This is a genomic window from Streptomyces sp. NPDC058637 (genome assembly GCF_042717325.1).
In the GTDB taxonomy this organism is placed as follows: domain Bacteria; phylum Actinomycetota; class Actinomycetes; order Streptomycetales; family Streptomycetaceae; genus Streptomyces.
The window spans coordinates 1-23,267 of sequence record NZ_JBHXRD010000043.1; the positions used below are offsets into that span (position 1 = coordinate 1).

Here is a 23,267-nt window from a genome sequence, read left to right on the forward strand (position 1 = left end):
GCGAAGGGGCGTCCCGCGATTGAGCGGGGCGCCCCTTCGCCGGTGACCGGGCGGGGCGCCGGATAACGCTTCGGCAGCCACGGGGGTGGAGCCCATTGACGTTCCGGTGATGTGCGCCATACGTTCTCCCCACCGAACAGGAAACTTTCCTAACAGAGGGCGGGCGCATCGGTCATGGCGGGAACCACTCCGGGCACGCCGGGTACACCACGCGTCCTGCGCGCCATGAACGACCGGGCTGCGCTGGACCTCCTCCTGGAGCACGGCCCCCTCTCCCGCACGAGGATCGGGAAGCTGACGGGCCTGTCCAAGCCCACCGCCTCCCAGCTCCTGGCCCGGCTGGAGGCCGCGGGGCTCGTCGTGGCCACCGGTACGAGCGAAGGGCGCCCCGGACCCAACGCGCAGCTGTACACGGTGAACGCGGGCGCGGCCCATGTGGCCGGCCTCGACGTTACCGCGCGGCGGATCGTCGCGGCGGTCGCCGACGTGACCGGCCGGACGGTCGGCGAGTACGAGCTGCGCACCCCCGGACGGCGCGCCGACAGCGTGGTGCGGCAGGTGACGGACGCCCTGGACGGCGCGGTCAAGGAGGCCGGGCTCGCCCGCGCGGACGTGCACCGCGTCGTCATCGGCACTCCCGGAGCCTTCGACCCCGGCACCGGACGGCTGCGCTACGCCTCGCACCTGCCCGGCTGGCACTCCCCCACCCTGCTGGGCGAGCTGGCCGCGGCCCTGCCGATGCCGGTGGAGTACGAGAACGACGTGAACCTGGTCGCGGTGGCCGAACAGCGGCTCGGCGCTGCCCGGGGGCACGAGGACTTCGTCCTGCTGTGGAACGAGGAGGGCCTCGGCGCCGCCCTGGTCATCAACGGCCGGCTGCACCGCGGCTTCACCGGCGGTGCGGGCGAGGTCGGGTTCCTGCCGGTGCCGGGCACCCCCCTCGTACGCCAGGTCGTCAAGGCCAACGCCGGCGGCTTCCAGGAGCTGGCCGGCGCCCAGGCGGTCCCCCGGCTCGCCACCTCGCTCGGCATCGAGACCCCGCACCAGCCGTCAGTGGAGGTAGCGGCCGGGCTGCTGGCCAGGGCCGCCGCCGCGTACGAGCAGGACCCCGCGCTCACCGAGCTGCTACGCCAGTACGCCCAGCGGCTCGCCACCGGTCTCGCGTCCGTCACCGCCGTGCTCGACCCCGGCCTGATCGTGCTCTCCGGCGGGCTCGTCGCCTCGGGCGGTGAGCTGCTGCGGTCCCTGATCCGGTCGGAGCTCGCCGAGCTCGCGGCGTCCCGGCCCCGTCTCGTGCTCGGCGAGATCGGCCGGCATCCGGTCCTGCGGGGTGCCCTGGAACGGGCCCTCGCCGACACCCGCGACGAGGTGTTCGACACCTCCCGCTGACCCCGCCCCTGGGAGCTCTTCCATGCGCAGAAGCCGACCGACCACCACCGCCGCTGTCGCCGCGATCCCGGTCCTCGCCCCCGTCTGTACGGGCCGGGCCGGGTCCGGCGCGAACGACGACCCGAACGCCAGGACCACGATCAGCTTCTGGCACGACTGGAGCGCGCCGTCCGAGGTGAAGGCCGTCCAGGACGACGTCGACCGCTTCGAGAAGACCCACCCCGACGAGTACCCGGACGCGGCGAAGGCCGACGGCCGCGGTGAGTTCCGCACCCTGACCAGGATCGTCCTGCCGATGGCGACGCCCGGTATCGCGGCGATCGCCCTGTTCCAGTTCTTCGCCGCCTGGAACGACTACTTCGGACCGCAGATCCACACCTCGGAGAACCCGGCCGCCTGGACACCCGGTTACGGCCTGGAATCCTTCAAGGGCGCGCACCACACCGACTGGAACCTGACCATGGCCGCGACCGTTCTGGTCATGGCCCCTGTGATCGCCGTCTTCTTCTTCGCCCGGAAGGCGTTCGTCGAGGGCGTCACACCGACCGGAGCAAAGGGCTGATCATGAAGCTCGCAGTAGTGGGTGGCGGGTCCACCTACACACCTGAACTGATCGACGGATTCGCGCGGTTGCGGGACACCCTGCCGGTCGAGGAGCTGGTGCTCGTCGACCCGGCGGCCGACCGGCTGGAGCTCGTCGGCGGCCTGGCCAGGCGGATCTTCGCCAAGCAGGGCCACCCGGGGCGCGTCACCACGACCGCCGACCTGGACGCGGGGGTGGAGGGCGCCGACGCGGTCCTGCTCCAACTGCGCGTCGGCGGGCAGGCCGCCCGCGACCAGGACGAGACCTGGCCGCTGGAGTGCGGCTGCGTCGGCCAGGAGACCACCGGGGCCGGCGGCCTCGCCAAGGCCCTGCGCACGGTGCCGGTCGTCCTGGACATAGCCGAACGGGTCCGCCGGACCAATCCGGACGCCTGGATCATCGACTTCACCAACCCCGTCGGCATCGTGACCAGGGCGCTCCTGCGGGCCGGGCACAAGGCCGTCGGCCTGTGCAACGTGGCGATCGGCTTCCAGCGGAAGTTCGCCGCGCTGCTCGACGTCACCCCCTCCGAGGTGCACCTCGACCATGTCGGGCTCAACCACCTGTCGTGGGAGCTCGGGGTCCGGCTCGGCGGTCCGGACGGCGAGAACGTCCTGCCCGGGCTCCTCGCGGAGCACGGCGACGCGATCGCCGGCGACCTGCGCATGCCCCGGCAGATCGTCGACCGGCTCGGCGTCGTCCCGTCGTACTACCTGCGGTACTTCTACGCGCACGACGAGGTCGTCCGGGAGCTCGGAACGAAGCCGTCGCGGGCCGCCGAGGTCGCCGCGATGGAGAAGGAACTCCTGGCCATGTACGGCGATCCGGCGCTGGACGAGAAGCCGGCGCTGCTCGGCAAGCGCGGCGGCGCCTTCTACTCGGAGGCGGCCGTGGACCTGGCGGCCGCGCTGCTGGGCGGGGGCGGGCCGTCGGTGCAGGTGGTCAACACGTACAACAACGGCACGCTGCCGTTCCTCCCGGACGACGCGGTGATCGAGGTGCAGGCCCGGGTGGACGGCACGGGTGCCGCCCCGCTCACGGTCCCGGCGCTCGACCCGCTCTACGCGGGCCTGATCGCCAACGTGACGGCGTACGAGGACCTGGCGCTGGAGGCCGCGCTCCGGGGCGGCCGGGACCGGGTGTTCAGGGCGCTGCTGTCGCATCCGCTGATCGGCCAGTACGAGTACGCCGAGGCGCTCACCGACCGGCTGATCGCGCACAACCGGGAGCACCTGCCGTGGGCGTGAACGCTTCGGTCCTCGCCGTCGACGCGGGCAACAGCAAGACCGACGTGGCGCTGATCGGCGAGGACGGCTCGGTGCTGGCCACGGCGCGCGGGGGTGGCTTCCAGCCGCCGGTGGTCGGGGTGGAGGCGGCCGTCGACGTGCTGGCCGACGCGCTCGGCCGGGCACTGGCGTCGTCCGGCGTGCGCATGGGGGACGTCGGCCATGTGTCGGCGTGTCTGGCGAACGCCGACCTGCCGGTGGAGGAGGCCGAGTTGACCGAGGCCCTGCTCCGCCGGGGGTGGGGCGGCTCGGTGGAGGTGCGCAACGACACCTTCGCGATCCTGCGGGCCGGGGTGGACGAGCCGCGCGGCGTGGCCGTCGTCTGCGGAGCCGGGATCAACTGTGTGGGCATGGTCCCGGACGGCCGTACCGCCCGCTTCCCCGCGATCGGCCGGATCTCCGGTGACTGGGGCGGGGGTTCGGGTCTCGCCGAGGAGGCCCTGTGGTTCGCGGCGCGGGCCGAGGACGGCCGCGGTGAGCCGACGGAGCTGATGCGTACGCTGCCGGGCCACTTCGGTCTCGGCTCGATGTACGAACTCATCGAGGCGCTGCACCGGGGCCGGATCACGCACGGGGCCCGGCACGGGCTGACTCCGGTGCTGTTCGCGACGAGCGCGGCCGGGGACCCGGTGGCGACGGCTCTCGTCGACCGGCTGGCGGACGAGGTGGTCGCCCTCGCGTCGGTCGCGCTCGGCCGGCTCGGGCTGCTGGACGAGCAGGTGCCCGTGGTGCTGGGCGGCAGCGTGCTGGCCGCGCGGCACCCGCGGCTGGACGACCGGATCGCGCGTCTCCTGGCGGAGCGCGCTCCGAAGGCGGCGGTCCGGGTCGTCGCGCAGCCCCCCGTGCTGGGGGCCGCGCTGCTGGGCCTGGACCGTACGGGGGCGGCGCCCGAGGTGCACAACAGGCTGCGTGCTCAGTACACCTGACACACTGGGGGCGGAGGCGGGGTGTCCGGCGGCTCCGGCGCCGCGGAACGCCCCTTCCGCACGGGAACCGATCAGATGTCCCGTACGTGTTCATGGTGGGGAGATCGATCCGCTTCGGGGGATGTCTCAGGGCTTGCCCGGGTGATCGTCTTGATCGCCCGGGCAAGCCCTGATCGAATACGGGGATCGATGCGGGATCGAGGCATTCCTGGTGAATGCCGGTCTCTGCGGCCATACTTCTGGCCGGGCACGAGTCCCCCGATCGGCCGGGGGTCCGAGCCGCCGTCAGTGACCGAGGGGGAGGTCGGGTGACATACCAGCCGAACGGGGCCCCGCCGCGGGAGCGCGCGCCGGGTGGGCAGGCCGTGCCCGTGACCGTACCCGCGCAGCGTCGCGACGTCCGGTCGATGGTCGCCGATCGGCTGCGTACGGCGGCGACGACCGAGCCGGGCAGGCTGCAGATCATCGGGGCCGTACTGGCGCTGCTGGTCGTGGCGTTCGGCGCGGTCACGGCCCTGGAGATCTCCGGGCGGGCCTCGGCCGCGGACGACGTGCTGTCCCACAGCCAGCCGCTGAGCGCGGACGCGGCGGACATCTACCGTTCCCTGGCCGACGCGGACACGATGGCGGCGAGCGGCTTCCTGGCGGGCGCGCAGGAGCCCGAGGAGGTGCACGAGCAGTACGAGAAGGACATCGGGGAGGCTTCCAGGCTCCTGGTGAAGGCGGCGGCGAACACCGACGCCTCGTCCTCCTCGTGGGACGAGATCACCACGCTGAACCAGTTGCTCCCCGAGTACACGGGCCTGGTCGAGCGGGCCCGCGCCAACAACCGGCAGGGTCTGCCCCTCGGCGGTGCCTACCTCCGGTACGCGAACCAGAAGATGACGGACGAACTCCTCCCCGCCGCGGAGCGGTTGTACGCGGCGGAGACCAGCAGGCTCGGCACCGACTCGGCCGACGCGCGGCAGTGGCCGTTCCTGTCGCTGGCCGCCGGCCTCGCGGCGCTGGCCGCGCTGGTGTGGACGCAGCGGCGCAACTACCGCCGGACGAACCGCGTCTTCAACCACGGGCTGCTCGCGGCGACCGCCGCGGCCACGGTGGTGCTGCTGTGGCTGGCCGTGGGGCACACGGTGGCCAGGGCCGAGCTGCGCGCGGCGATGACGCAGGGGCAGGAGTCCCTCGACGTCCTCAACAAGGCACGGATCAACTCGCTGAAGGCACGCGCCAACGAGAACCTCACCCTGGTCGCCCGTGGCGCGGTACTGACGGCGGACGGCACGCGCGACAAGTACGAGACGGACTACAGCACGGGCATGAAGTCCCTCGGCGCGGAGCTCGAGAGCGCCGGAAAGCTCGCCGAGGGCACCCCGGGGAGCGAGCCGGTGGCGAAGGCGGTCAGCAGTGTGTCCGAGTGGCAGGACCGTCACGCGAAGGCCCGGACGACGGACGACCAGGGCGACTACGAGGGCGCGCTGGAGCAGATCATCGGCCCGGAGGGCTCCACGGGTGAGTCCTTCGAGCGGGTGGACGGCGCGCTGCGGCAGGCTCTCGCCCATGAACAGGGCGAGTTCACCGCGGCGGCGGAGAACGGGCGCGGGGCGCTGGGCGGGCTGCCGGTCGGGGCGGCCGTCCTCGCCGTACTGGGTGCGGTCGCCACGATCGTCGGGGTCAACCGCAGGCTCTCGGAGTACCGGTGAGAGGGGGAGCGATGACCAGGGCGAAGGTCTGGGCCGCGCGCCGCAGGCTGCGCGGGTGGGGCGGTGTGACGGGCATGGCGGTGGCCTGTGCCGTCACGGCCTCGCTCACCCTGCTGCCGTTGGCGCACGGTGACGGCACCTTCGGCGGGCAGGGGGCCGGCCAGGGGGTGACCTCCACGGTGCCCGCCAAGGCCGACGCGTGCACGGATCCGGAGGCGAGCCTGCTGCCGTCCACGGACAACGGCCCGGCGATCGACAGGATCCGGGCGCGCGGGAAGCTGATCGCCGGTGTCGACCAGAACAGCTTCCGGTGGGGCTACCGCGATCCGGAGAGCGACACCCTGGAGGGCTTCGACATCGACCTGGTGCGGGCCATCGCGGAGGACATCCTGGGCGATCCGGACGCGGTGATCTTCCGGGCCATTCCCACGAACCAGCGCATCGCCGCGCTGGAGCACGACAAGGTCGACGTCGTCGTGCGGACGATGACGATCAACTGCAAGCGTCTGGAGCAGGTCTCGTTCTCCACGGCCTACTTCCAGGCCGGGCAGCAGGTCCTGGCGCCGAAGGAATCGAGGATCACGGGGTACGACAGTTCCCTGGCCGGCAAGCGGGTCTGCACGGCGGAGGGCTCCACGGCGTTCGAGGCGCTGGAGAAGCAGTCGTACGGCGCGATATTCGAGGACGAGCACGACGGCACCGAGCGGGACCGGGACCAGCTGACGGTCCCCAACCAGCTGGACTGCCTGGTGCGGCTGCAGCTCGGCGAGGTCGACGCGGTGGTCACGGACAACGCGCTGGCCGCGGGCCAGGCCGCGCAGGATCCGGCGGTGGAGCTCAAGGGCGACAAGCCGTTCACCACGGAGTACTACGGGGTCGCGGCGAAGCTCGGCGCCGACGATCTGGTGGCCCGGGTCAACCAGGTGCTGGTCGACTACCGCCGTGGCGGTGCCGGGAGCCTCTGGATGAAGTCGTACGAGGCGTGGCTGTCGGAGGGCCTGCCCGGGATCAAGGGGCCCCCGGCCCCGAAGTACCGGAGCAACTGAACCACCTGCCCGGACCCCCGGTCCGGCGGAACGAGCGGAAAGGTGATCGATGAGCGTGGCGGGATCCTTCCCCGGCTTCGCGGGGAGGCCCCCCGGCCCGGTCATGGGCCGGGACGAGGCGGACCGTACGCTGGCCCGGCTCGGCGCGGAGCACGAGGCCATCGAGACCTCGCTGCTCGCCCTGCAGGACCATGCCGGCCGCCGGCTGCTGGAGGGCGCCGATCTGACCGGTGTCACGAAGGAACGCTGGGCCGACACCGAGCAGACGATCACGCTGCTCTGGAGGTATTTCGACGCCTACGCCGGGGCGTTGGCCTCGGCCCGGGAGATCCGGGCCAGGCGCCGCTACCCCGGCCGGGGCGACATGGTGGCCCTGACCGATCTGCTGCGGGGCGACGGCGTGACCGTGGCGAACCAGGGCACGGCGGGGCCGGGAGCCTCGCTCACCGGCCCGGCCCGGCTGTCCGAGCGGTTCACGCTGGAGGAGCTCGTCTCCCGGATGAACGAGCTGTACGCCCGCGCGCTGGACATGGTCGTCGCGTCGGACTCCGTGTGGTCGGCGCTGCCCGCCCGGATAGACCTGCTGGCGGCCGAGCTGCACCGCACCCGTTCGCTGGCGTACTCCGTCGGGGTGCGGCCCGGGGAGCATCCGGCCGGTGACGACCTGGAGTCGATCACCGAGGAACTGGCCACGCTGCGGGTGCAGGTGATCTCCGATCCGCTGGCGTTCTGGATGCCGGGCCCGGGCAGTGCCGCGCCCGGCGGGGGGCGTTCCGACACCACGCGCTACGACCGGGCGGCCCGTGCCCTGGAGGACGTGCGCCGGGAGATCGAGGCGGTGCTCGCGGTCCGGCAGGACGCCGAGCAGCGCCTGCTCCAGGTGCGTGACCTGCTGTCGCGCGCGAACCGTACGCTCACCGAGGCCCGGTCGGCGCGCGGTGAGGTGCTGGCGAAGATCGCCGCGTCGGAGGTGCCCGCGGTCAGCGGACCGCCGACCGCGTTGCAGGAGCGGCTGGCGGTCGCGGCGGAGTACCGCAGGCACGCCCAGTGGAGCCGGCTCTCGCCACTGCTGGAGTCGCTGGAGCGGGAGGCCGAGGAGGAGCTGCTGCGCGCCCGGGAGTCGCTGACGTCGGTCACGGCGCCGCTCGCGATCCGTGCGGAGCTGCGCGGCAGGCTCGACGCGTACCGGGCGAAGGTGTCCCGGCACGGTCTGGCGGAGGATCCGCTGCTGATCGAGCGGTACGACGCGGCCCGCCGGGTGCTGTGGAGCGCGCCGTGCGATCTGCGCGTCGCCGGACAGGCGGTGCTGCGCTACCAGCAGGCCGCCGCGGATCTGCTGACTCCGCGCGACCGGGGCGGGCACGGCGAACAGGGGGAGACATCATGAGTACGCAGTGCCAGCGCCCCGTGTGCGAGGGCCGTTACGAGGACATGGGCGGCGGTGAGCTGTACTGCGACACGTGCGGTCTCGCGCCGGTCGTGTCCTCGACGGGCATGCTGAGCTCGCCGCCCACCGGTATCGCCGCGGGCGGTGGGGCGGGGGGCGGCCGGGGCAGCGCCAGCACGTCGCAGCGGACGGGTTCGCGGGCGTCGTCGAGGGCGTCGTCCCGTTCGTCGACGTCCAGGCGTTCGGTCTCGGGGCGGCTCTCCCGTTCGCTGTCGGGTTCGTCCACCTCCCGTTCGGTGTCGGTGGTCTCCGCGGGCAGTTCGACGGGCTCCTCCTCCGCGCGGGGCCGGCTGGGCGCGGGCCTGGTGCTCGTCCCCGACGTGCCGCGGCCGGATCCGCGGACGGCGGTGATGGAGAACCCCGAGGTCCCCGAGCGGAAGCGCTTCTGCTCGCGTTCCGACTGCGGTGCCCCCGTGGGCCGGGCGCGCGGCGAACGGCCGGGCCGCACCGAGGGGTTCTGCACCAAGTGCGGCCACCCCTACTCCTTCGTGCCCAAGCTGCGCGGCGGTGACATCGTGCACGGCCAGTACGAGGTGGCGGGCTGCCTGGCGCACGGCGGCCTGGGCTGGGTCTACCTCGCGGTGGACCGGGCGGTCTCCGACCGCTGGGTGGTCCTGAAGGGCCTGCTGGACACCGGGGACCAGGACGCCATGGCGGCCGCCATCTCCGAGCGGCGCTTCCTCGCGGAGATCGAGCACTCCAACATCGTCCGTATCTACAACTTCGTGGAGCACCTGGACCAGCGCACCGGGTCGCTCGACGGCTACATCGTGATGGAGTACGTCGGCGGCAAGGCGCTCAAGGAGATCGCCAACGAGCGCCGTACCCCGGCCGGGAAGCGGGATCCGCTGCCGGTGGAGCAGGCGTGCGCGTACGGGATCGAGGCACTGGAGGCACTCGGCCACCTGCACAGCCGGAATCTGCTGTACTGCGACTTCAAGGTCGACAACGCGATCCAGACGGAGGACCAGCTCAAGCTGATCGACATGGGCGCGGTGCGCAGGATGGACGACACCGAGTCGGCCATCTACGGCACGGTCGGCTACCAGGCGCCCGAGGTGGCCGAGGTCGGTCCGTCCGTCGCCTCCGACCTGTACACGGTCGCGCGGACGCTCGCGGTCCTCACCTTCGACTTCCAGGGGTACACGAACGTCTTCGTGGACTCGCTGCCCGATCCGGACAACATCGACGTCTTCCGCAGGTACGAGTCGTACTACCGGCTGCTGGTGCGGGCCACGGACCCGGATCCGGAACGGCGGTTCGCGTCGGCCGCGGAGATGGCCGAGCAGCTGACGGGTGTGCTGCGGGAGGTGGTGGCGCTGCAGACGGGGCGCCCGCGTCCGGCGCTCTCGACCCTGTTCGGCACGGAACTGCGGGTGACGGACACGGTGTTGTTCGGGGAGCTGACCGGTGAGGTGTCCCGGCTGGGCGCCCGCGGGGCTCCGGCGGGGCGCTTCGGACGCCGGAAGAACGGTGCGGTGCCCGTGGCACAGGGGCCGGCAGCCCCGCCACCGTCGGCCCCCGCGTCGCACGCCCCCGCCTCCTCTCCCGTCCCCGCTCACGGCGCGCCGGGCGCGGGCACGCTGTACGCCCCGGACACCCATGTCCGGGGAGGCACCGGCGGCGGTACGGCGGGCGGCCCCGGTGGCGTTCCGGGGTACGCGCCGGCCCGGGCGGCTGTTCCGGCCCCGCGTCCGCCGGCTCCCGCCCCGGCGCCGCTGCCCGCCGCGCACACCGGCCACGCCCCCCGGCTGGCGGACTTCGACGCGCGGGCGACCTCGCTGGCCCTGCCGGTCCCCCGGGTCGACGCCGACGACCCGAACGCCGGGTTCCTCGCCGGGGTGATGACGTCGGCACCCGCCGAGCTGCTCTCCGCGCTCCGGACCGTGGCCGCCCCTTCGCCGGAGACCTGGCTGCGCGAGCTGCGCGCCCGGCTGGAGATGGGCGAACTCGACGCCGCCGTAGGGGCGCTGACGACGGTGGAGACGCGGCATCCGGAGGACTGGCGGGTCGTCTGGTACCGCGGGATCACCTCCCTGGTGACCGGGGACAACGAGAACGCCGCGCTGTCCTTCGACGCGGTGTACGACGCGTTCCCCGGGGAGCCGGCGCCGAAGCTGGCGCTGGGCATCTGCGCGGAGGTGCTGGGCCAGCTGGACAACGCCGCCGAGTACTACCGGCTGGTGTGGGCGACCGATCCGAGCTTCGTCAGTGCCGCGTTCGGCCTGGCGCGGGTGCGGATAGCCGCCGGGGACCGGTCCGGGGCCGTGCGGACGCTGGAGTCCGTACCGGAGTCGTCGATCCACTACACGGCGGCGCGGGTGGCCGCGGTGCGGGCACGGTTGCGTGAGCGTGCCCCGCACGAGCCGCTGATCGACGATCTGGCCGCCTCGGCGGACCAGGTGACGGCGCTGCGGGACTACGGTCTGGACGCGGTGCGCCGTGAGCGGTTGTCGACCGAAGTGCTGGGTACGGCACTTGACTGGGTACTCTCCGGTAGTCCCACGGACCGGTCACCGGGTCCGGCCTCCCCCGCAGCCGCGGGGCCGAGGGCGCTGCTCGGCAGTGAGCTGGACGAGCGGGGCCTCAGGTTCGGTCTCGAACGCTCGTACCGGATGCTCGCCCGGCTGGCGCAGCGGGGCGACGAGAGGATCGAACTGGTGGAGCGGGCCAACCGTTTCCGCCCCCGGACCTGGGTGTGAAGATGTCACAGATGCATGAGCAGGCCTCTTTGCCGGGATGCCCCGGCTGCGAGGAACCCCTGGAGTCGGGCGACCTGTTCTGCGGCGCGTGCGGGTACGACCTCTCGGTCGTTCCCGCGCCCCCCGGGGACCGGCCCACGGTCGCCATCACGGTCCCGGCGCAGAGTCCGGCGGGGCAGGCGCCGGCCGCCGGTGCGGTGGAGTGGCCGCCCGCCTCCGAGGTCGACAGCTCCGACCTCCCCGCCCCCACGCACCGCCCGACCGATCTGCCCGGCACGGATTCGGGCGGTAGGCCCCTGCCGTCGGCTGCCCCCGTGGCCGCTCAGGCGGCTGCCCCCTCGGCGGCTCCTGCGGCGGTCCGTTCCGACGAGCCGGACGGCCCGGAATCCGCCTCGGGCGACTTCGAGCTGGCCGCGCCCGATCCGCGTACCGCGGAGCACACCGCGGCCGCCACGGCTTCGGGCGGCAAGACCTGTGTGGCCTGCCGCTCCGGCCGTGTGGACACCGACGGTTACTGCGAGAACTGCGGCCACGCGCAGCCCAGGGAGCGCGACCACATGGAGCAGGAACTCGGTTCCGTGGCCGCGGTCAGCGACCGGGGTTTGCGCCACCACCGCAACGAGGACGCCTTCGCGGTGTCCTCGACGGCCCTGCCGGACGGCTCACCGGCCGTCGTCGCGATCGTGTGCGACGGCGTCTCGTCGGCGAGCCGTCCCGACGAGGCCTCGGCAGCCGCGGCGACCGCGGCCAACGAGGCGCTGCTCGATTCCCTGCCGCGTGGCACGCATCCGCAGCAGGCGATGCACGAGGCGATCCTCGCCGCCTCCGAGGCCGTCAACTCGTTGGCGCAGGAGCCGGGCCACGCGATGGAGCACGATCCGCACCGCCATCAGAACGCCCCGGCCTGCACCCTGGTCGGCGCGATCATGGCGGGCGAGCTGTTGGTCATCGGCTGGGTGGGCGACAGCCGCGTCTACTGGGTGCCCGAGGACCGCACCGGTGCGCCCGCCCGGCTCACGGAGGACGACTCCTGGGCCGCGCAGATGGTGGCGACGGGCCTGATGAACGAGGCGGAGGCGTACGCGGACGAGCGCGCCCACGCCATCACGGGCTGGCTCGGCGCCGACGCGTACGAACTCGAACCGCATACCGCGTCCTTCAAACCGGACCGGGCGGGGCTGGTCGTGGTGTGCACGGACGGGCTGTGGAACTACGCGGAGGGGGCGGTGGAGCTGGCCGCCGCGGTGCCGCCCGACGCGTACGAACGTCCGCTGCACGGCGCCCAGGTGCTGGTCGGTCACGCGCTCGACGGCGGTGGCCACGACAACGTAACAGTGGCGCTGCTGCCGTTCGCCGTGCCGTCCCGAGGGGCAGGATCGGCCTGCGGCACCACCTGAGCCGCGTCCGTTCCGCCTGTTCGTCCCCCTCGCCCCTCCTTCGCCTCTCCCCGCCCGACTTCCCGCTCGGACCTGTCCGCTTACCTGTCTTCACCTGACACACGTGGAGCAACGAGGAGCCGATCAGATGGCCAACTTCTCCAAGTCCGGCGTGCCGCGGTTCGCCGTCGAGGTGTACCAGAACGCCTACCTGCCCGAGGGCGGCCGTGAGGTCAACGCGATCGTCACCGTCACCTCGACGGGTGGGGGGACCACCGGCGGTGTGCCGTTGGCCGGAGCCTTCCCGACGCCCGCGCGGGCGTCGGGGACCGCACCCGACGCGGCGGTGGTGCTCATGGTCGACTGCTCGGGCTCGATGGACTACCCGCCCACGAAGATGCGCAACGCACGCGACGCCACGGCGGCGGCGATCGACACCCTGCGCGACGGCACGCGGTTCGCGGTGGTGGCGGGCACGCACGTGGCCAAGGACGTGTATCCGGGCGACGGACGCCTCGCGACCGCCGACGCGCAGACGAAGGCCCAGGCGAAGGACGCGCTGCGCCGGCTGAGCGCGGGCGGTGGTACGGCGGTCGGTACCTGGCTGCGGCTCGCGGACCGGCTGCTCGGCGCGGCCGACGTGGAGATCCGGCACGGAATCCTCCTCACCGACGGGCGCAACGAGCACGAGTCCCCGGAGGATCTGCGGGCCGCGCTGGAGTCCTGTGCGGGCCGGTTCACCTGTGACGCCCGTGGTGTCGGCACCGACTGGGAGGTGAAAGAGGTCACAGCCGTCGCCTCCGCCCTGCTCGGCACGGCCGACATCGTGGCCGATCCGGCGGGGCTCGCCGCGGACTTCACGCGGATGATGGAGCACGCGATGGGCAAGGAGGTCGCGGATGTGGGCCTGCGGCTCTGGACTCCGGTCGGTGTGGAGATCGTGTTCGTGAAGCAGGTGGCGCCCACGGTCACCGACCTGACCGGCCGCCGCACCGAGGCGGGCCCCCGCGCCGGCGACTACCCGACCGGCTCCTGGGGCGACGAGTCCCGGGACTACCACGTGTGCGTACGGGTTCCGCAGGCCGGGATCGGCCAGGAGATGCTGGCGGCGCGTGTCTCGCTGATCCTGCCCCCCACGTCGGCCGACGCCACCCCGCAGACCCTTTCCCAGGGACTCGTACGGGCGGTGTGGACGGACGACATGGTGGCGTCCACGTCGATCAACCCCCAGGTCGCCCACTACACGGGCCAGGCCGAATTGGCGCAAGTCATCCAACAAGGCCTGGATGCGCGTAAATCAGGAGACTTCGACGGCGCGACCGCGAAACTGGGCCGTGCGGTGCAGCTCGCCTCGGCCTCCGGAAACGCGGATACCGCGAAACTCCTTTCGAAGGTGGTCGACGTCGTCGACGCGGCGACCGGTACTGTGCGACTGAAAGCGAGGGTGGCGGAAGCGGACGAGATGACACTCGAAACGCGCTCGACCAAGACCGTTCGCGTCAAGAAATAGCGGCAAGAACGACAGCTGCGTACACGACAGCGACACAGCCGCACGGGGGACCATCCGGTCCGCCGCGCGGCGCGCCTACGAGCATGACGGCCTGCGGGCCGGACGAGGAGAGGGGGAAGCGCCGACATGCCGACCTGCCCGAACGGACACCAGTCGGGTTCCGAGGACTGGTGCGAGGTCTGCGGACATCGCATGGCCGGGGCGGGTGCGCCCGCGGGCGCGGTCCCGCCGCCGCCTCCTCCGCCGCCCGCGCCCGGTTACGGCTACCCGCAGGGCTCCGGCTCCGGTGAGCCGACCGCCCAGGCCGAGCTCTGCCCGCAGTGCCGCACCCCGCGTGAGGCGATGACGCCCTTCTGCGAGGAGTGCCGCTGGAACTTCCTCACGAACACGGCGACCTCGTACACCCCGCTGGCACCGCAGGGCAATGTCGGTGGCCCGGCGCCCGGCCTGAATCTACCGCCCGGGTTCCAGGCGCAGCAGGGACCGCCGTCGCCACCGCAGCAGCGGGACGCCTTCGACTACCAGGGCTCACGGCCGTCGCAGATGAACCGGCCCGCGGAGCCGCTCTCGCCGGAGCCGGCGGGCCGGCCGGGTCCGCCGCCGTTCCAGCAGGGGCCGCCGCCCCCGCCGGCCTTCCAGCAGCAGTCGCCGTCCCCCTTCGAGCACCAGGGACAGCAGGGCCCGCCGCCCGGACCGCCCTCGCCGTTCGAGCCGCAGGGTCCGGGCCGGCAAGGTCCGCCCGGGCAGCCTTCGCCCTTCGATCCCCAGGGTCCCGGGCAGCAGGGCCCGCCTTCGCCGTTCGAGCCGCAGGGTCCGGGGCAGCAGGGGCATCCCGGTCAGCCCTCGCCGTTCGAGCCGGAGGGTCCGGGACGGCAGGGACCGCCGCCCCCGCCGTCGTTCCAGCAGCAGTCCGCGCCGCCCGCGCCGCCGCAGCCGCAGGCTCCGGGGACCGGTGGGGACGACGACTGGATGCTGCCGCCGCCCTCCCATCAGCAGCAGCCTCCGCAGTCCTTCCAGCAGGGACCGCAGACGCCCCAGGCGTCACAGCCGCCGCAGGCCCCCCAGCCCCCGCAGCAGCAGTTCCCCGGCCAGGGTCCCGGCCAGGGCCAGGACCGGTCGTCCGGCAGCTGGTCGGCCGTCATCGCCCCGGACCGCGCGTACTTCCTGGCGATGATGCAGCGCAGCGGCCCCGAGGCGACCGGGCTGAACCTGCCCGCGTACTCCCCCGAGCAGCACCTGCCGCTCACGGGCAACCAGATCACCATCGGCCGCCGCCGGCACAGCACCGGCGAGTCCCCCGACATCGACCTCGCCGTACCGCCGGAGGATCCGGGCGTCTCGCACCAGCACGCCGTGCTGGTGCGGCAGCCGGACGGCACCTGGGCGGTCGTCGACCAGAACTCCACCAACGGCACCACGCTCAACGGTGCCGAGGACCCGATCCAGCCCTATGTCCCCGTCCCGCTGCAGGACGGCGACCAGGTGCATGTCGGGGCCTGGACGACGATCACCGTCCGCCGCGACTGATCCTCCCGCACGCCCGCGCCGGGTACCGGGGTCCTGGGCCCTCGGTACCCGGCCGGTGCGTCTGCGACGATGGACGGGTGACAGAGATTCCGCGCGACACGCTTCAGGAGCAGACCTTCTACGAGCAGGTCGGCGGCGAGGAGACCTTCCGGCGCCTGGTCCACCGCTTCTACCAGGGTGTCGCCGACGACCCGCTGCTGAGGCCGATGTACCCGGAGGCCGATCTGGGTCCGGCCGAGGAGCGCTTCGCGCTGTTCCTCATGCAGTACTGGGGCGGTCCGCGCACCTACAGCGATCACCGGGGCCATCCCCGGCTGCGGATGCGGCACGCCCCGTTCCAGGTGGACCGTGCGGCGCACGACGCCTGGCTCTCCCACATGCGGGTGGCCCTGGACGAGCTCGGTCTGTCCGCCGCGCACGAGCGGCAGCTGTGGGACTACCTCACGTACGCCGCCGCCTCCATGATCAACACCGAGGGCTGACCCGCTCCCCTCCGCGTACGTGCGGAATCCGGTGCTCCGTCGCCGGATAACGGTCACGATCCCATCAATAGCGACCGCGAGCGGTTTCCAGCAGCCAACGCACTCTGAAAGCATCCTGGGAACGTCGGGGGGCGTGCGGCTGCTGAGGGTTTCGGGGGATCAGGTGACGGGGTTCGTCCTTCTGCGGGTGCGTGCGCACCGGCTGCTTCTCGCGGCCGCCCTCCTGGCCGTGCTGCTGACCACCTGCGTACTGGCTGCGCTCACCGCCTTCTCCGGTTCCGTCGGGGACGCCGCCCTGCGGCGCACGCTGACCCACCGTTCCGCCGGCTCCGCAGCCCTCTTCGTGTCCGCGGAGGTGGAGCGCGACCGGCGCGAGGAGGCCGACGCCGCGGTCCGCCGGGCCGCCGGTGACACCTTCGACGGACTGCCGGTGACCGTACGGAAGCTGGAGACCTCCGGACCGTACGCGCTGCCCCGTGGACTCCAGGCTCCGGCCGACCGCCGGGGCGAACCCGACCTCACGCACCTCGCCTCGCTGGACCGCAGCCGCGTCCGTCTGACCGAGGGGCGCATGCCCGTCGCCGGGGCGGGTGATCCGGCCGGGCCGGTGCAGGTCGCGCTCCCCCGTGCCGCCGCCGAGGCCCTGAAGGTGAGGACGGGCACGCGGCACACCCTCGCCGACCGGCTGGGCGGAGCACCGCTCACGATCGAGATCACCGGCCTGTACGAGGCGTCCGACCAGGCCGATCCCTACTGGCAGTTGGACGCGCTCGGCGGGCGCGGGGTCCGCGAGGTCGTCTTCACCACGTACGGTCCGCTGCTCGCCGACCCCGCGGTGCTGGCTTCCGGCCGGCTGAGTGCCGGTGGGGTGTCCTGGGTGGCCGGCGCCGACTTCCGTACGGTGACCACGGACCGGACCGGGGCTCTGCGCCGCGCGTCGACGGACGGGCCGAAGGCGTTGGCGGCGGCCGCGGTGTTCGACGGCGAGGTGACGGTGCGGACCTCGCTGCCCACCGTCGTCGAGCAGATCGACCGGGCGCTGCTGGTGTCCCGCTCGACGATCATGATCGTCGCGGTTCAGCTGGTCCTGCTCGCGGGTTACGCCCTGCTGCTCGTGGCCCGGCTGCTGAGCAGCGAGCGGACGGGTGAGACGGAACTCCTGCGGGCCCGGGGCGGTTCGCGGGGCCGGCTCGCCTCGCTGGCCGCGACCGAGGCGCTGCTCCTCGCGGTGCCCGCCGCTCTCGTCGCCCCGTTGCTCGCCGGACCGTTGACCCGGCTGCTCGCGGACCTGAGCGGGCTCACCCGGATCGGGCTGGAGCTCGGCGGTGGGGTGAACGGCTCGGTGTGGCTGGTGGCCGTCGCCGTCGCCCTGGCGTGTGCGCTCGCGGTGGTGGCGCCCGCCCTGGCCGCGAGTGCGGGCGGACGGCGGGGCTCCCGCGCCGCGGCGCTGCCCACCCCGGTGCGCGCGGGTGCCGACCTGGGGCTGCTGCTGATCGCCGGGGTGGCGTACTGGCAGCTGGAGCGGCAGACCGGGGCCTCGGGCGGCGGCGCGCTCAGCGGTGACCGGGAGGGCGAGCTCGGCATCGATCCGCTGCTGGTCGCCGCACCGGCGCTGGCCCTCCTCGCGGGCACGGTCCTGACGCTGCGCCTGCTGCCTCCGGCGGCCCGGCTCGCGGAGCGCCGCGCGGCGGGCGGCCGGGGGCTGTCCGCGGCCCTGGCCGGCTGGCAGTTCAGCCGCCGTCCGCTGCGCGGTGCGGGTCCGGTGCTGCTGATCGTGCTGGCCGTGGCGACGGGCATGCTGGCCATCGGTCAGGCCGCTTCCTGGGACCGTTCGCAGAGCGACCAGGCCGACTTCAGGTCCGGAGCCTCGGTACGGGTGGTGGCCGGGCTCGGCAACGACCCGGCGAAGGCGGCGCCGTACTCGGATCTGCCCGGTGTGCGCGAGGCGGCTCCGGCCTTCCGTACGACGGTCGACCTGTCCGGCGGGCGGACGGCCGAGGTGCTGGCGCTGGACACCGCGCATGCCGGTGAGCGGATGCTGATGCGCGAGGACCTCGCGGGCTCGGCGCCGCGGGAGCTGTTCGAAGCGATCGCCCCGCCGAAGGCCGCGCGTACCGGGGTCACGTTGCCGGAGAACAGCACCCGGGCGGTGTTCGATCTGCGGATCACCGACACCGCGGCGCCCGAGGAGAAGAAGCCGGCCGGTGCGGCTCCGCTGGTCAGCGTGCTGCTGGAGGACCGTTACGGCATCGGCTACCGGGTCGGTGCCGGGACCGTTCCCGTCGACGGGCGCACGCACACCGTCTCCGTGCCCGTGTCCCCGTCGGGCGGGCTGGCCGTGACCGGCTTCGAGGTGGACGGCGATGTGCCCGCGGACCGCTCCCAGCGGCGGCTGGTCTCGGTGACCGGGCTCAGGGCGCAGACGGCCGAGGGCGGCGAGCGGCCGGTCGGTGCGGGGGCCGGGGTGCGCTGGCGGGCGGCGACGACCGTGACCGAGGCGGGGGAGGAGCGGCCGGGCGAGACTCCGGAGCCGGTGCGCGCTTCGGGCGCGGCGCCTTCCTTCCGTTACGGCACGGGGGCCGTCCTGACGCCGGAGCCGTTCTTCGGCGGCGGCCCGGTGGGCACGCTCAGGGTCACCGCCGTCCGTGCGGCGGCGCCCGCGCCGAAGGCGGTGGCGACCGACGCGTATCTGACGTACTCGGGAGCGAAGCTCGGCCAGAAGGTCGACCTCACGCTGTCCGGCCGGACGGTCCGGGTGACCCTGGTGAAGTCGGTGCGGCAACTGCCCACCACCGGCACGGCCGGGTCCCCGGGTGCCGTCGGGCCCTCGGGCGCCGGTTCCTCGGCCGCCGGGAGCGGGGCGGAGTCGACGGTGAAGCCCGGCGGGAGCCTGCTCCTGGACCTCAGGGCCGTCTCCGAGGTGCTCGCCCAGCGGTCCGGTGCCGCGCTCGCGCCCACCGAGTGGTGGCTGAGCACGGCCCCCGGCGACGGGCCGGTGGTGGCGGCCGGGCTGCGCGAGCTGCCGGGTACGGACCCGGCCCAGGTGCTGGTGCGTGACGAGACGGCCCAGGCCCTGGCGGACGATCCACTGGGGTCGGGTCCGCAGTCCGCGCTGCTGGCGGTCGCGGCGGTCGCCGCGGCGCTGGCCGCGGTCGGTTACGCGGTCGGCCTCGTGGGCTCGCAGCGCGAACGGGCCGCGGAATTCGCCGTGTTGCGGGCTCTGGGTACGTCCCGCCGCAGGCTGGCCAGGATGGTCGCCGCGGAGCAGGGGATCCTGATCGCCCTCGCGGTGCTGATCGGGCTGGCGCTGGGGGCCGTACTGACCAGGGCCGTCGTGCCGCTCGTGGTGCTGACGGGGCAGGCCGCCCGACCGGTGCCGGACGTCCTGGTGCTGCTGCCCGCCGGGCAGGTCGCCGTGCTGCTGGCCTCCGTCGCGGCGCTGCCGTCGCTGATCGTGGCCGCGATCACGCTGAGGCGGGCCGATCCCGCCGTTTCGCTGCGCCACCAGGGGGACAACTGACATGACCGCCGCCAAGATCTCGGCCGCCTGCGCCCCTTGGGTCCGTACCCGGCTGCGTACCGCCCCCGGGATCACCGCCGCCCTCGCGGTCCTGGTGTTCCTGACGGCCTTCCTCGCCGCCGCGTTCCCGCGTGCGGTGGACGCGTACGAGACGAGGGCGCTGCGCCACGACATCGGCAGCGCGTCGCCGGGGCTGAGCGTGCTCGAGGTGGCGACGCCCCCGCCGTCCCTCGCGGCCCCGCGACCGGTACGCGAGCAGTACATGCGTGAGAAGGAGCTGGCCGCGGTCGACCGGGCGCTGTTGAAGGGCCTTCCCGCACCCGTGCGGGCCGATGTGCCGCGCTCCTCCTACGGGGCGCACACGTCGGAGCCGATCGTCGCGCGGGAGTCCTGGCTGCCCCGGCCCGACGCGCTGCCTCCACGGCTGCATTACGCCGTCCCGTCGGCGCTCCGCGAGCACAGCTCGCTGGCCGGGGGACGCTGGCCCGTCGCACGCGGCGAGGTGACCGCCGCCACCCGTGAGGTGGAGGCGGCCGTCACCGAGGAGACGGCGGCGGAGCTGAAGATGGAGGTGGGCTCCACGATCGCGGTGCCCACCCAGGGCGGGAAGCCGCTGACCGTACGCGTCACGGGCCTCGTGACCCCGCTGCACCCGGAGAGCGGCTACTGGTCCGTCGACCCCCTGTACCGCGCCCCGTCCCTGGTCCCGGACCCGGGTTCCCCGACGCCGGTCTCCTACTGGGCGGCGACGCTGTTCCTGGCCCCCGACACCGGGCCCGCGCTGCTGGCCACGACGGGCGAACCGGAGCTGTACTGGCGTATCGCCCCGGATCCCGCCGGACTCACCGCGGCCGACGCACCCGGGCTGCGGGACGCCGTCGCCTCGCTGGAGAACGGCCCGGGGCTGCTGAAGCTGCGCGCCCTGGTGGGGCCCAACACGACGCTCACCACGGACCTGGACGCCATTCTCGACGCCTATGCGGCGATGGGCGCGGCGATCGGCCCCGTCGTGACGGTCGCCGCCGTGGGGATCGGTGCGGTGGCCGCGGTGGTCCTGCTGATGACGGGTGCCCTGATCGGCGCCCGCCGCCACCACGAGCTGGCCCTGCTGCGCTCCCGTGGCGGCTCGCTGCGGGGCATCGGCGGGCGGCTGCTGGCCGAGACCGCGGTGGCCGTGCTGCCCGCGGCGGCGCTCGGCCTGCTGCTGGCCGTCCTCGTCATCGGGGAGGCCCGGTGGTGGCCCGCGGTGGCCGGTGCGGCCTCGGTCGCGGCCCTGGTCTGTGTGGCGCTGCCGCTCCGCACGACGCTGCACCACCGCAGGCCGCTGCTGCACGGCGCCCGCGAGGACGTCGTGCACGCGAAGCCCTCCCGGCGGCGTACGGTCGCCGAGCTGACCCTGCTCGTCCTGGCGGTCGGCGCGGTGGCCGCGCTGCGCCGGAGGGGTACGACGACGGGCTCGGACACCGACCTGCTGGTCAGCTCCGCCCCCGTCCTGGTGGGGCTGATCGCGGCCCTCGTCCTCGTGCGGCTCTATCCGCTGCCGCTGCGGCTGGCGGCCCGGCCCGTCGCGCGGCTGCGTGGGGCGGTCGGCTTCCTGTCGCTGGCACGGGCCGGGCGTGCCTCGACGAGCGGCACGCTGCCGCTGCTCGCCCTGCTGATCGCGCTGACCACGGCGGCCTTCGGCGGTTCGGTGCTGGCCGGGGTCGCCGACGCGCGTGACGACGCGGCGCTGCGGGCGGTCGGCGCGGACGCCCGGATCAGCGGTGAGAACGTGGGGCTGACGACGGTCCCGGACCGCATGACCCGTGAGGTGCGGGCGATGGACGGTGTCGAGGACGTGGCGGCCGTACGCATCGAGTACAGCGTTCCGCTGGCCGCCGCCCTGGACGCCAGGTCGGACACCGAGCGGGCGACCCTGCTGGGCGTGGAGCCGGCGTCGTACGCGCGACTGGCCCGTGGGACGGGCCTGCCCGCGTTGTCCGCCGGCCTGCTGAGGGCCGGCGGCGGGCAGGACGAGGTGCTGCCCGCGATCGCCTCCCCCGAGGTGGCGAAGCTGCTCGGCGACGAGCCGCGCACCATCGCGTCGGAGGGAGGGGACATCACGGTGCGGGTCGCCGCCGTCCTCTCGCGCACCCCCGCTGTGACGGATTCCGGCTTCCTCGTCGTCGACTCCGCGGGGCTCGGCACACGGCGGCCCACGACCCTGATGGTCACGGGTCCCGCACCGGACGCCGGACAGCTGCGGGCCGCCGCGAAGGACGCGGGGCAGTTCACCGTGCGGCTGCGTGCGGAGGAACGCGAGGCGTTCGTCGACACCCCGATGCAGTCGGGCGCCGAGCGGATCTACGGGGCGGCTGTCGCGGCCGGTGCCGGATACGCGCTGCTCGCCGTGCTGCTGTCCCTGCTGCAGACCGCGCCGGAGCGCAGGACACTGCTGGCACGGCTGCGCACCATGGGGCTCACCACCCGGCAGGGCAGGCGGCTGCTGGCGTTCGAGGCCATGCCGCAGGCACTGCTGGCCGCGTTCGGCGGGCTGCTCGTCGGCTGGGCGACCATCGCCCTGCTGGCGCCCGGCGTCGACCTCGCGGCGCTCGCGCTGGCGGGCGGGGAATCCGGATCACCGGTCGGCGCTTCGATGCGGGCCGACCCCTGGTCGCTGGCCCTTCCGGCACTGGGGGTGGTCGTCCTCGCCGCGGCTGTGGCGGGCGTCCAGGCGTGGTGGGCGAGCCGTCGTGGATCGATCAAGGAACTCAGGGCAGGAGACACCCGATGACGTCGTCGACAGAGACCACTCTGGCGGAGCTCGAACAGCGGGCCGTCACGCGCCGCGACCGTCCCTCGTACGGACATGACGCGCTGATCGCCTGCGACCGGCTGGTGCGCGTCTTCTCCGCGGACGGGGTGGAGGTGCAGGCCCTGCAGGGGCTCGATCTGCTCGTCACGGAGGGCGAGTTGATGGCGCTGGTCGGCGCCTCGGGCAGCGGGAAGTCCACTTTGATGAACATCCTGGCCGGCCTCGACGTGCCCACGGCGGGCTCGGCGAAGGTGGCGGGCTGCGATCTGCTGGCGATGGGGCCGAAGGAACGGCTGCGCTACCGCCGCGACGTGGTGGGCTTCGTGTGGCAGCAGACCGCCCGGAACCTGCTGTCGTACCTGACCGCCGTACAGAACGTCACGCTGCCGATGCAGCTGCGCGGCGGCGGCCGTGACCGTGAACGGGCCGCGCGCGCCGACGCCTTGCTGCAGATGCTGGATGTCGCGGACTGCCGTGACCGCCGCCCGGTACAGATGTCCGGCGGCCAGCAGCAGCGGGTGGCGATCGCGGTGGCCCTGGCCAACAACCCCTCGGTGCTGCTGGCCGACGAGCCGACCGGTGAGCTGGACTCGGCCACCGGCGAGCAGGTGTTCGCCGCGTTCCGACGGGCCAACGAGGAACTCGGCACGACGATCGTGATCGTCACCCACGACCAGGCGGTGGCGAGCGAGGTACGCCGCACGGTGGCGATCCGCGACGGCCGTACGTCCTCCGAGGTGCTGCGGCGTACGGAGGTCGACGCGACGACGGGGCAGGAGTCCCAGGTGGCGCGGGAGTACGCGATGCTCGACCGGGCGGGCCGGCTGCAGCTGCCCGCCGACTACACCGCGGCGCTGGGCATGGAGCACCGGGTGATGCTGGAGCTGGAGCAGGACCACATCGGGGTGTGGCCGGACGAGCCACCGAAGGCGTAGACGCGGCACGGGGACCTCAGGCCGTCGCGAACCGTCACGGCGCGGGG

Annotated in this window: 14 protein-coding genes and 1 pseudogene; all 15 read left to right on the forward strand. The window is 73.7% G+C overall.

Annotation, left to right across the window (positions count from 1 at the left end):
- The first annotated feature begins 174 nt into the window (after positions 1-174).
- The 15 genes and pseudogenes from ACFWVP_RS31165 to ACFWVP_RS31235 all read left to right on the forward strand — a co-directional run bounded on the left by ACFWVP_RS31165 (position 175) and on the right by ACFWVP_RS31235 (position 23,220).
- On the forward strand, positions 175-1,389 hold the full coding sequence (locus ACFWVP_RS31165; protein ID WP_384501327.1) for an ROK family protein: 1,215 nt from the start codon (positions 175-177) through the stop codon (positions 1,387-1,389).
- 202 nt (positions 1,390-1,591) lie between these two features.
- A pseudogene (locus ACFWVP_RS31170) lies at positions 1,592-1,951 on the forward strand (carbohydrate ABC transporter permease); the annotation flags it as partial.
- 2 nt (positions 1,952-1,953) lie between these two features.
- Positions 1,954-3,219 carry a 6-phospho-beta-glucosidase gene (locus ACFWVP_RS31175; protein WP_384501328.1) on the forward strand — a complete coding sequence of 422 codons (1,266 nt, stop codon included), beginning with the start codon at positions 1,954-1,956 and terminating at the stop codon, positions 3,217-3,219.
- Positions 3,210-4,184 carry an N-acetylglucosamine kinase gene (locus ACFWVP_RS31180; protein ID WP_384501329.1) on the forward strand — a complete coding sequence of 325 codons (975 nt, stop codon included), beginning with the start codon at positions 3,210-3,212 and terminating at the stop codon, positions 4,182-4,184. Before ACFWVP_RS31175 ends, ACFWVP_RS31180 begins: the two co-directional genes overlap by 10 nt.
- A 308-nt stretch (positions 4,185-4,492) precedes the next feature.
- Positions 4,493-5,881, forward strand: a complete 1,389-nt coding sequence (locus ACFWVP_RS31185; protein WP_384501330.1) for a hypothetical protein — start codon at positions 4,493-4,495, stop codon at positions 5,879-5,881.
- A gap of 11 nt (positions 5,882-5,892) precedes the next feature.
- On the forward strand, positions 5,893-6,927 hold the full coding sequence (locus ACFWVP_RS31190) for a glutamate ABC transporter substrate-binding protein (RefSeq protein WP_384501331.1): 1,035 nt from the start codon (positions 5,893-5,895) through the stop codon (positions 6,925-6,927).
- A 49-nt stretch (positions 6,928-6,976) separates the two neighbouring features.
- Positions 6,977-8,314 (forward strand): hypothetical protein, encoded by a 1,338-nt coding sequence (locus tag ACFWVP_RS31195; RefSeq protein WP_384501332.1) that lies wholly within the window; start codon positions 6,977-6,979, stop codon positions 8,312-8,314.
- Entirely contained in the window at positions 8,311-11,076 is a 2,766-nt protein-coding gene (locus tag ACFWVP_RS31200) for a tetratricopeptide repeat protein (RefSeq protein WP_384501333.1), read from the forward strand. The genes ACFWVP_RS31195 and ACFWVP_RS31200 overlap by 4 nt, the downstream gene beginning before the upstream one ends.
- Positions 11,077-11,078: 2 nt before the next feature.
- Positions 11,079-12,473 carry a PP2C family protein-serine/threonine phosphatase gene (locus ACFWVP_RS31205; RefSeq protein WP_384501334.1) on the forward strand — a complete coding sequence of 465 codons (1,395 nt, stop codon included), beginning with the start codon at positions 11,079-11,081 and terminating at the stop codon, positions 12,471-12,473.
- 127 nt (positions 12,474-12,600) lie between these two features.
- Positions 12,601-13,962, forward strand: coding sequence for a VWA domain-containing protein (locus tag ACFWVP_RS31210; protein ID WP_384501335.1), 1,362 nt, complete (start codon positions 12,601-12,603; stop codon positions 13,960-13,962).
- Positions 13,963-14,088: 126 nt separating this feature from the next.
- Positions 14,089-15,489, forward strand: coding sequence for an FHA domain-containing protein (locus ACFWVP_RS31215; RefSeq protein ID WP_384501336.1), 1,401 nt, complete (start codon positions 14,089-14,091; stop codon positions 15,487-15,489).
- A 77-nt stretch (positions 15,490-15,566) separates the two neighbouring features.
- Complete coding sequence (locus ACFWVP_RS31220; RefSeq protein WP_384501337.1) at positions 15,567-15,971, forward strand: globin; 405 nt, start codon at positions 15,567-15,569, stop codon at positions 15,969-15,971.
- Between the two features lie 163 nt (positions 15,972-16,134).
- The gene (locus ACFWVP_RS31225) at positions 16,135-19,491 is read left to right on the forward strand and encodes an FtsX-like permease family protein (RefSeq protein WP_384501338.1); all 3,357 of its coding nucleotides are present in this window, start codon (positions 16,135-16,137) and stop codon (positions 19,489-19,491) included.
- Between the two features lies 1 nt (position 19,492).
- Complete coding sequence (locus ACFWVP_RS31230) at positions 19,493-22,264, forward strand: FtsX-like permease family protein (RefSeq protein WP_384501339.1); 2,772 nt, start codon at positions 19,493-19,495, stop codon at positions 22,262-22,264.
- Positions 22,261-23,220, forward strand: coding sequence for an ABC transporter ATP-binding protein (locus ACFWVP_RS31235; RefSeq protein ID WP_384501340.1), 960 nt, complete (start codon positions 22,261-22,263; stop codon positions 23,218-23,220). The genes ACFWVP_RS31230 and ACFWVP_RS31235 overlap by 4 nt, the downstream gene beginning before the upstream one ends.
- Positions 23,221-23,267 lie beyond the last annotated feature (47 nt).

Bases quoted from the DNA above. Each gene is read 5' to 3' on its own strand.
- ACFWVP_RS31165 (WP_384501327.1), top strand. From the start codon at position 175: ATGGCGGGAACCACTCCGGGCACGCCGGGTACACCACGCGTCCTGCGC.
- ACFWVP_RS31175 (WP_384501328.1), top strand. From the start codon at position 1,954: ATGAAGCTCGCAGTAGTGGGTGGCGGGTCCACCTACACACCTGAACTG.
- ACFWVP_RS31190 (WP_384501331.1), top strand. From the start codon at position 5,893: ATGACCAGGGCGAAGGTCTGGGCCGCGCGCCGCAGGCTGCGCGGGTGG.
- ACFWVP_RS31195 (WP_384501332.1), top strand. From the start codon at position 6,977: ATGAGCGTGGCGGGATCCTTCCCCGGCTTCGCGGGGAGGCCCCCCGGC.
- ACFWVP_RS31200 (WP_384501333.1), top strand. From the start codon at position 8,311: ATGAGTACGCAGTGCCAGCGCCCCGTGTGCGAGGGCCGTTACGAGGAC.
- ACFWVP_RS31205 (WP_384501334.1), top strand. From the start codon at position 11,079: ATGTCACAGATGCATGAGCAGGCCTCTTTGCCGGGATGCCCCGGCTGC.
- ACFWVP_RS31210 (WP_384501335.1), top strand. From the start codon at position 12,601: ATGGCCAACTTCTCCAAGTCCGGCGTGCCGCGGTTCGCCGTCGAGGTG.
- ACFWVP_RS31215 (WP_384501336.1), top strand. From the start codon at position 14,089: ATGCCGACCTGCCCGAACGGACACCAGTCGGGTTCCGAGGACTGGTGC.
- ACFWVP_RS31230 (WP_384501339.1), top strand. From the start codon at position 19,493: ATGACCGCCGCCAAGATCTCGGCCGCCTGCGCCCCTTGGGTCCGTACC.
- ACFWVP_RS31235 (WP_384501340.1), top strand. From the start codon at position 22,261: ATGACGTCGTCGACAGAGACCACTCTGGCGGAGCTCGAACAGCGGGCC.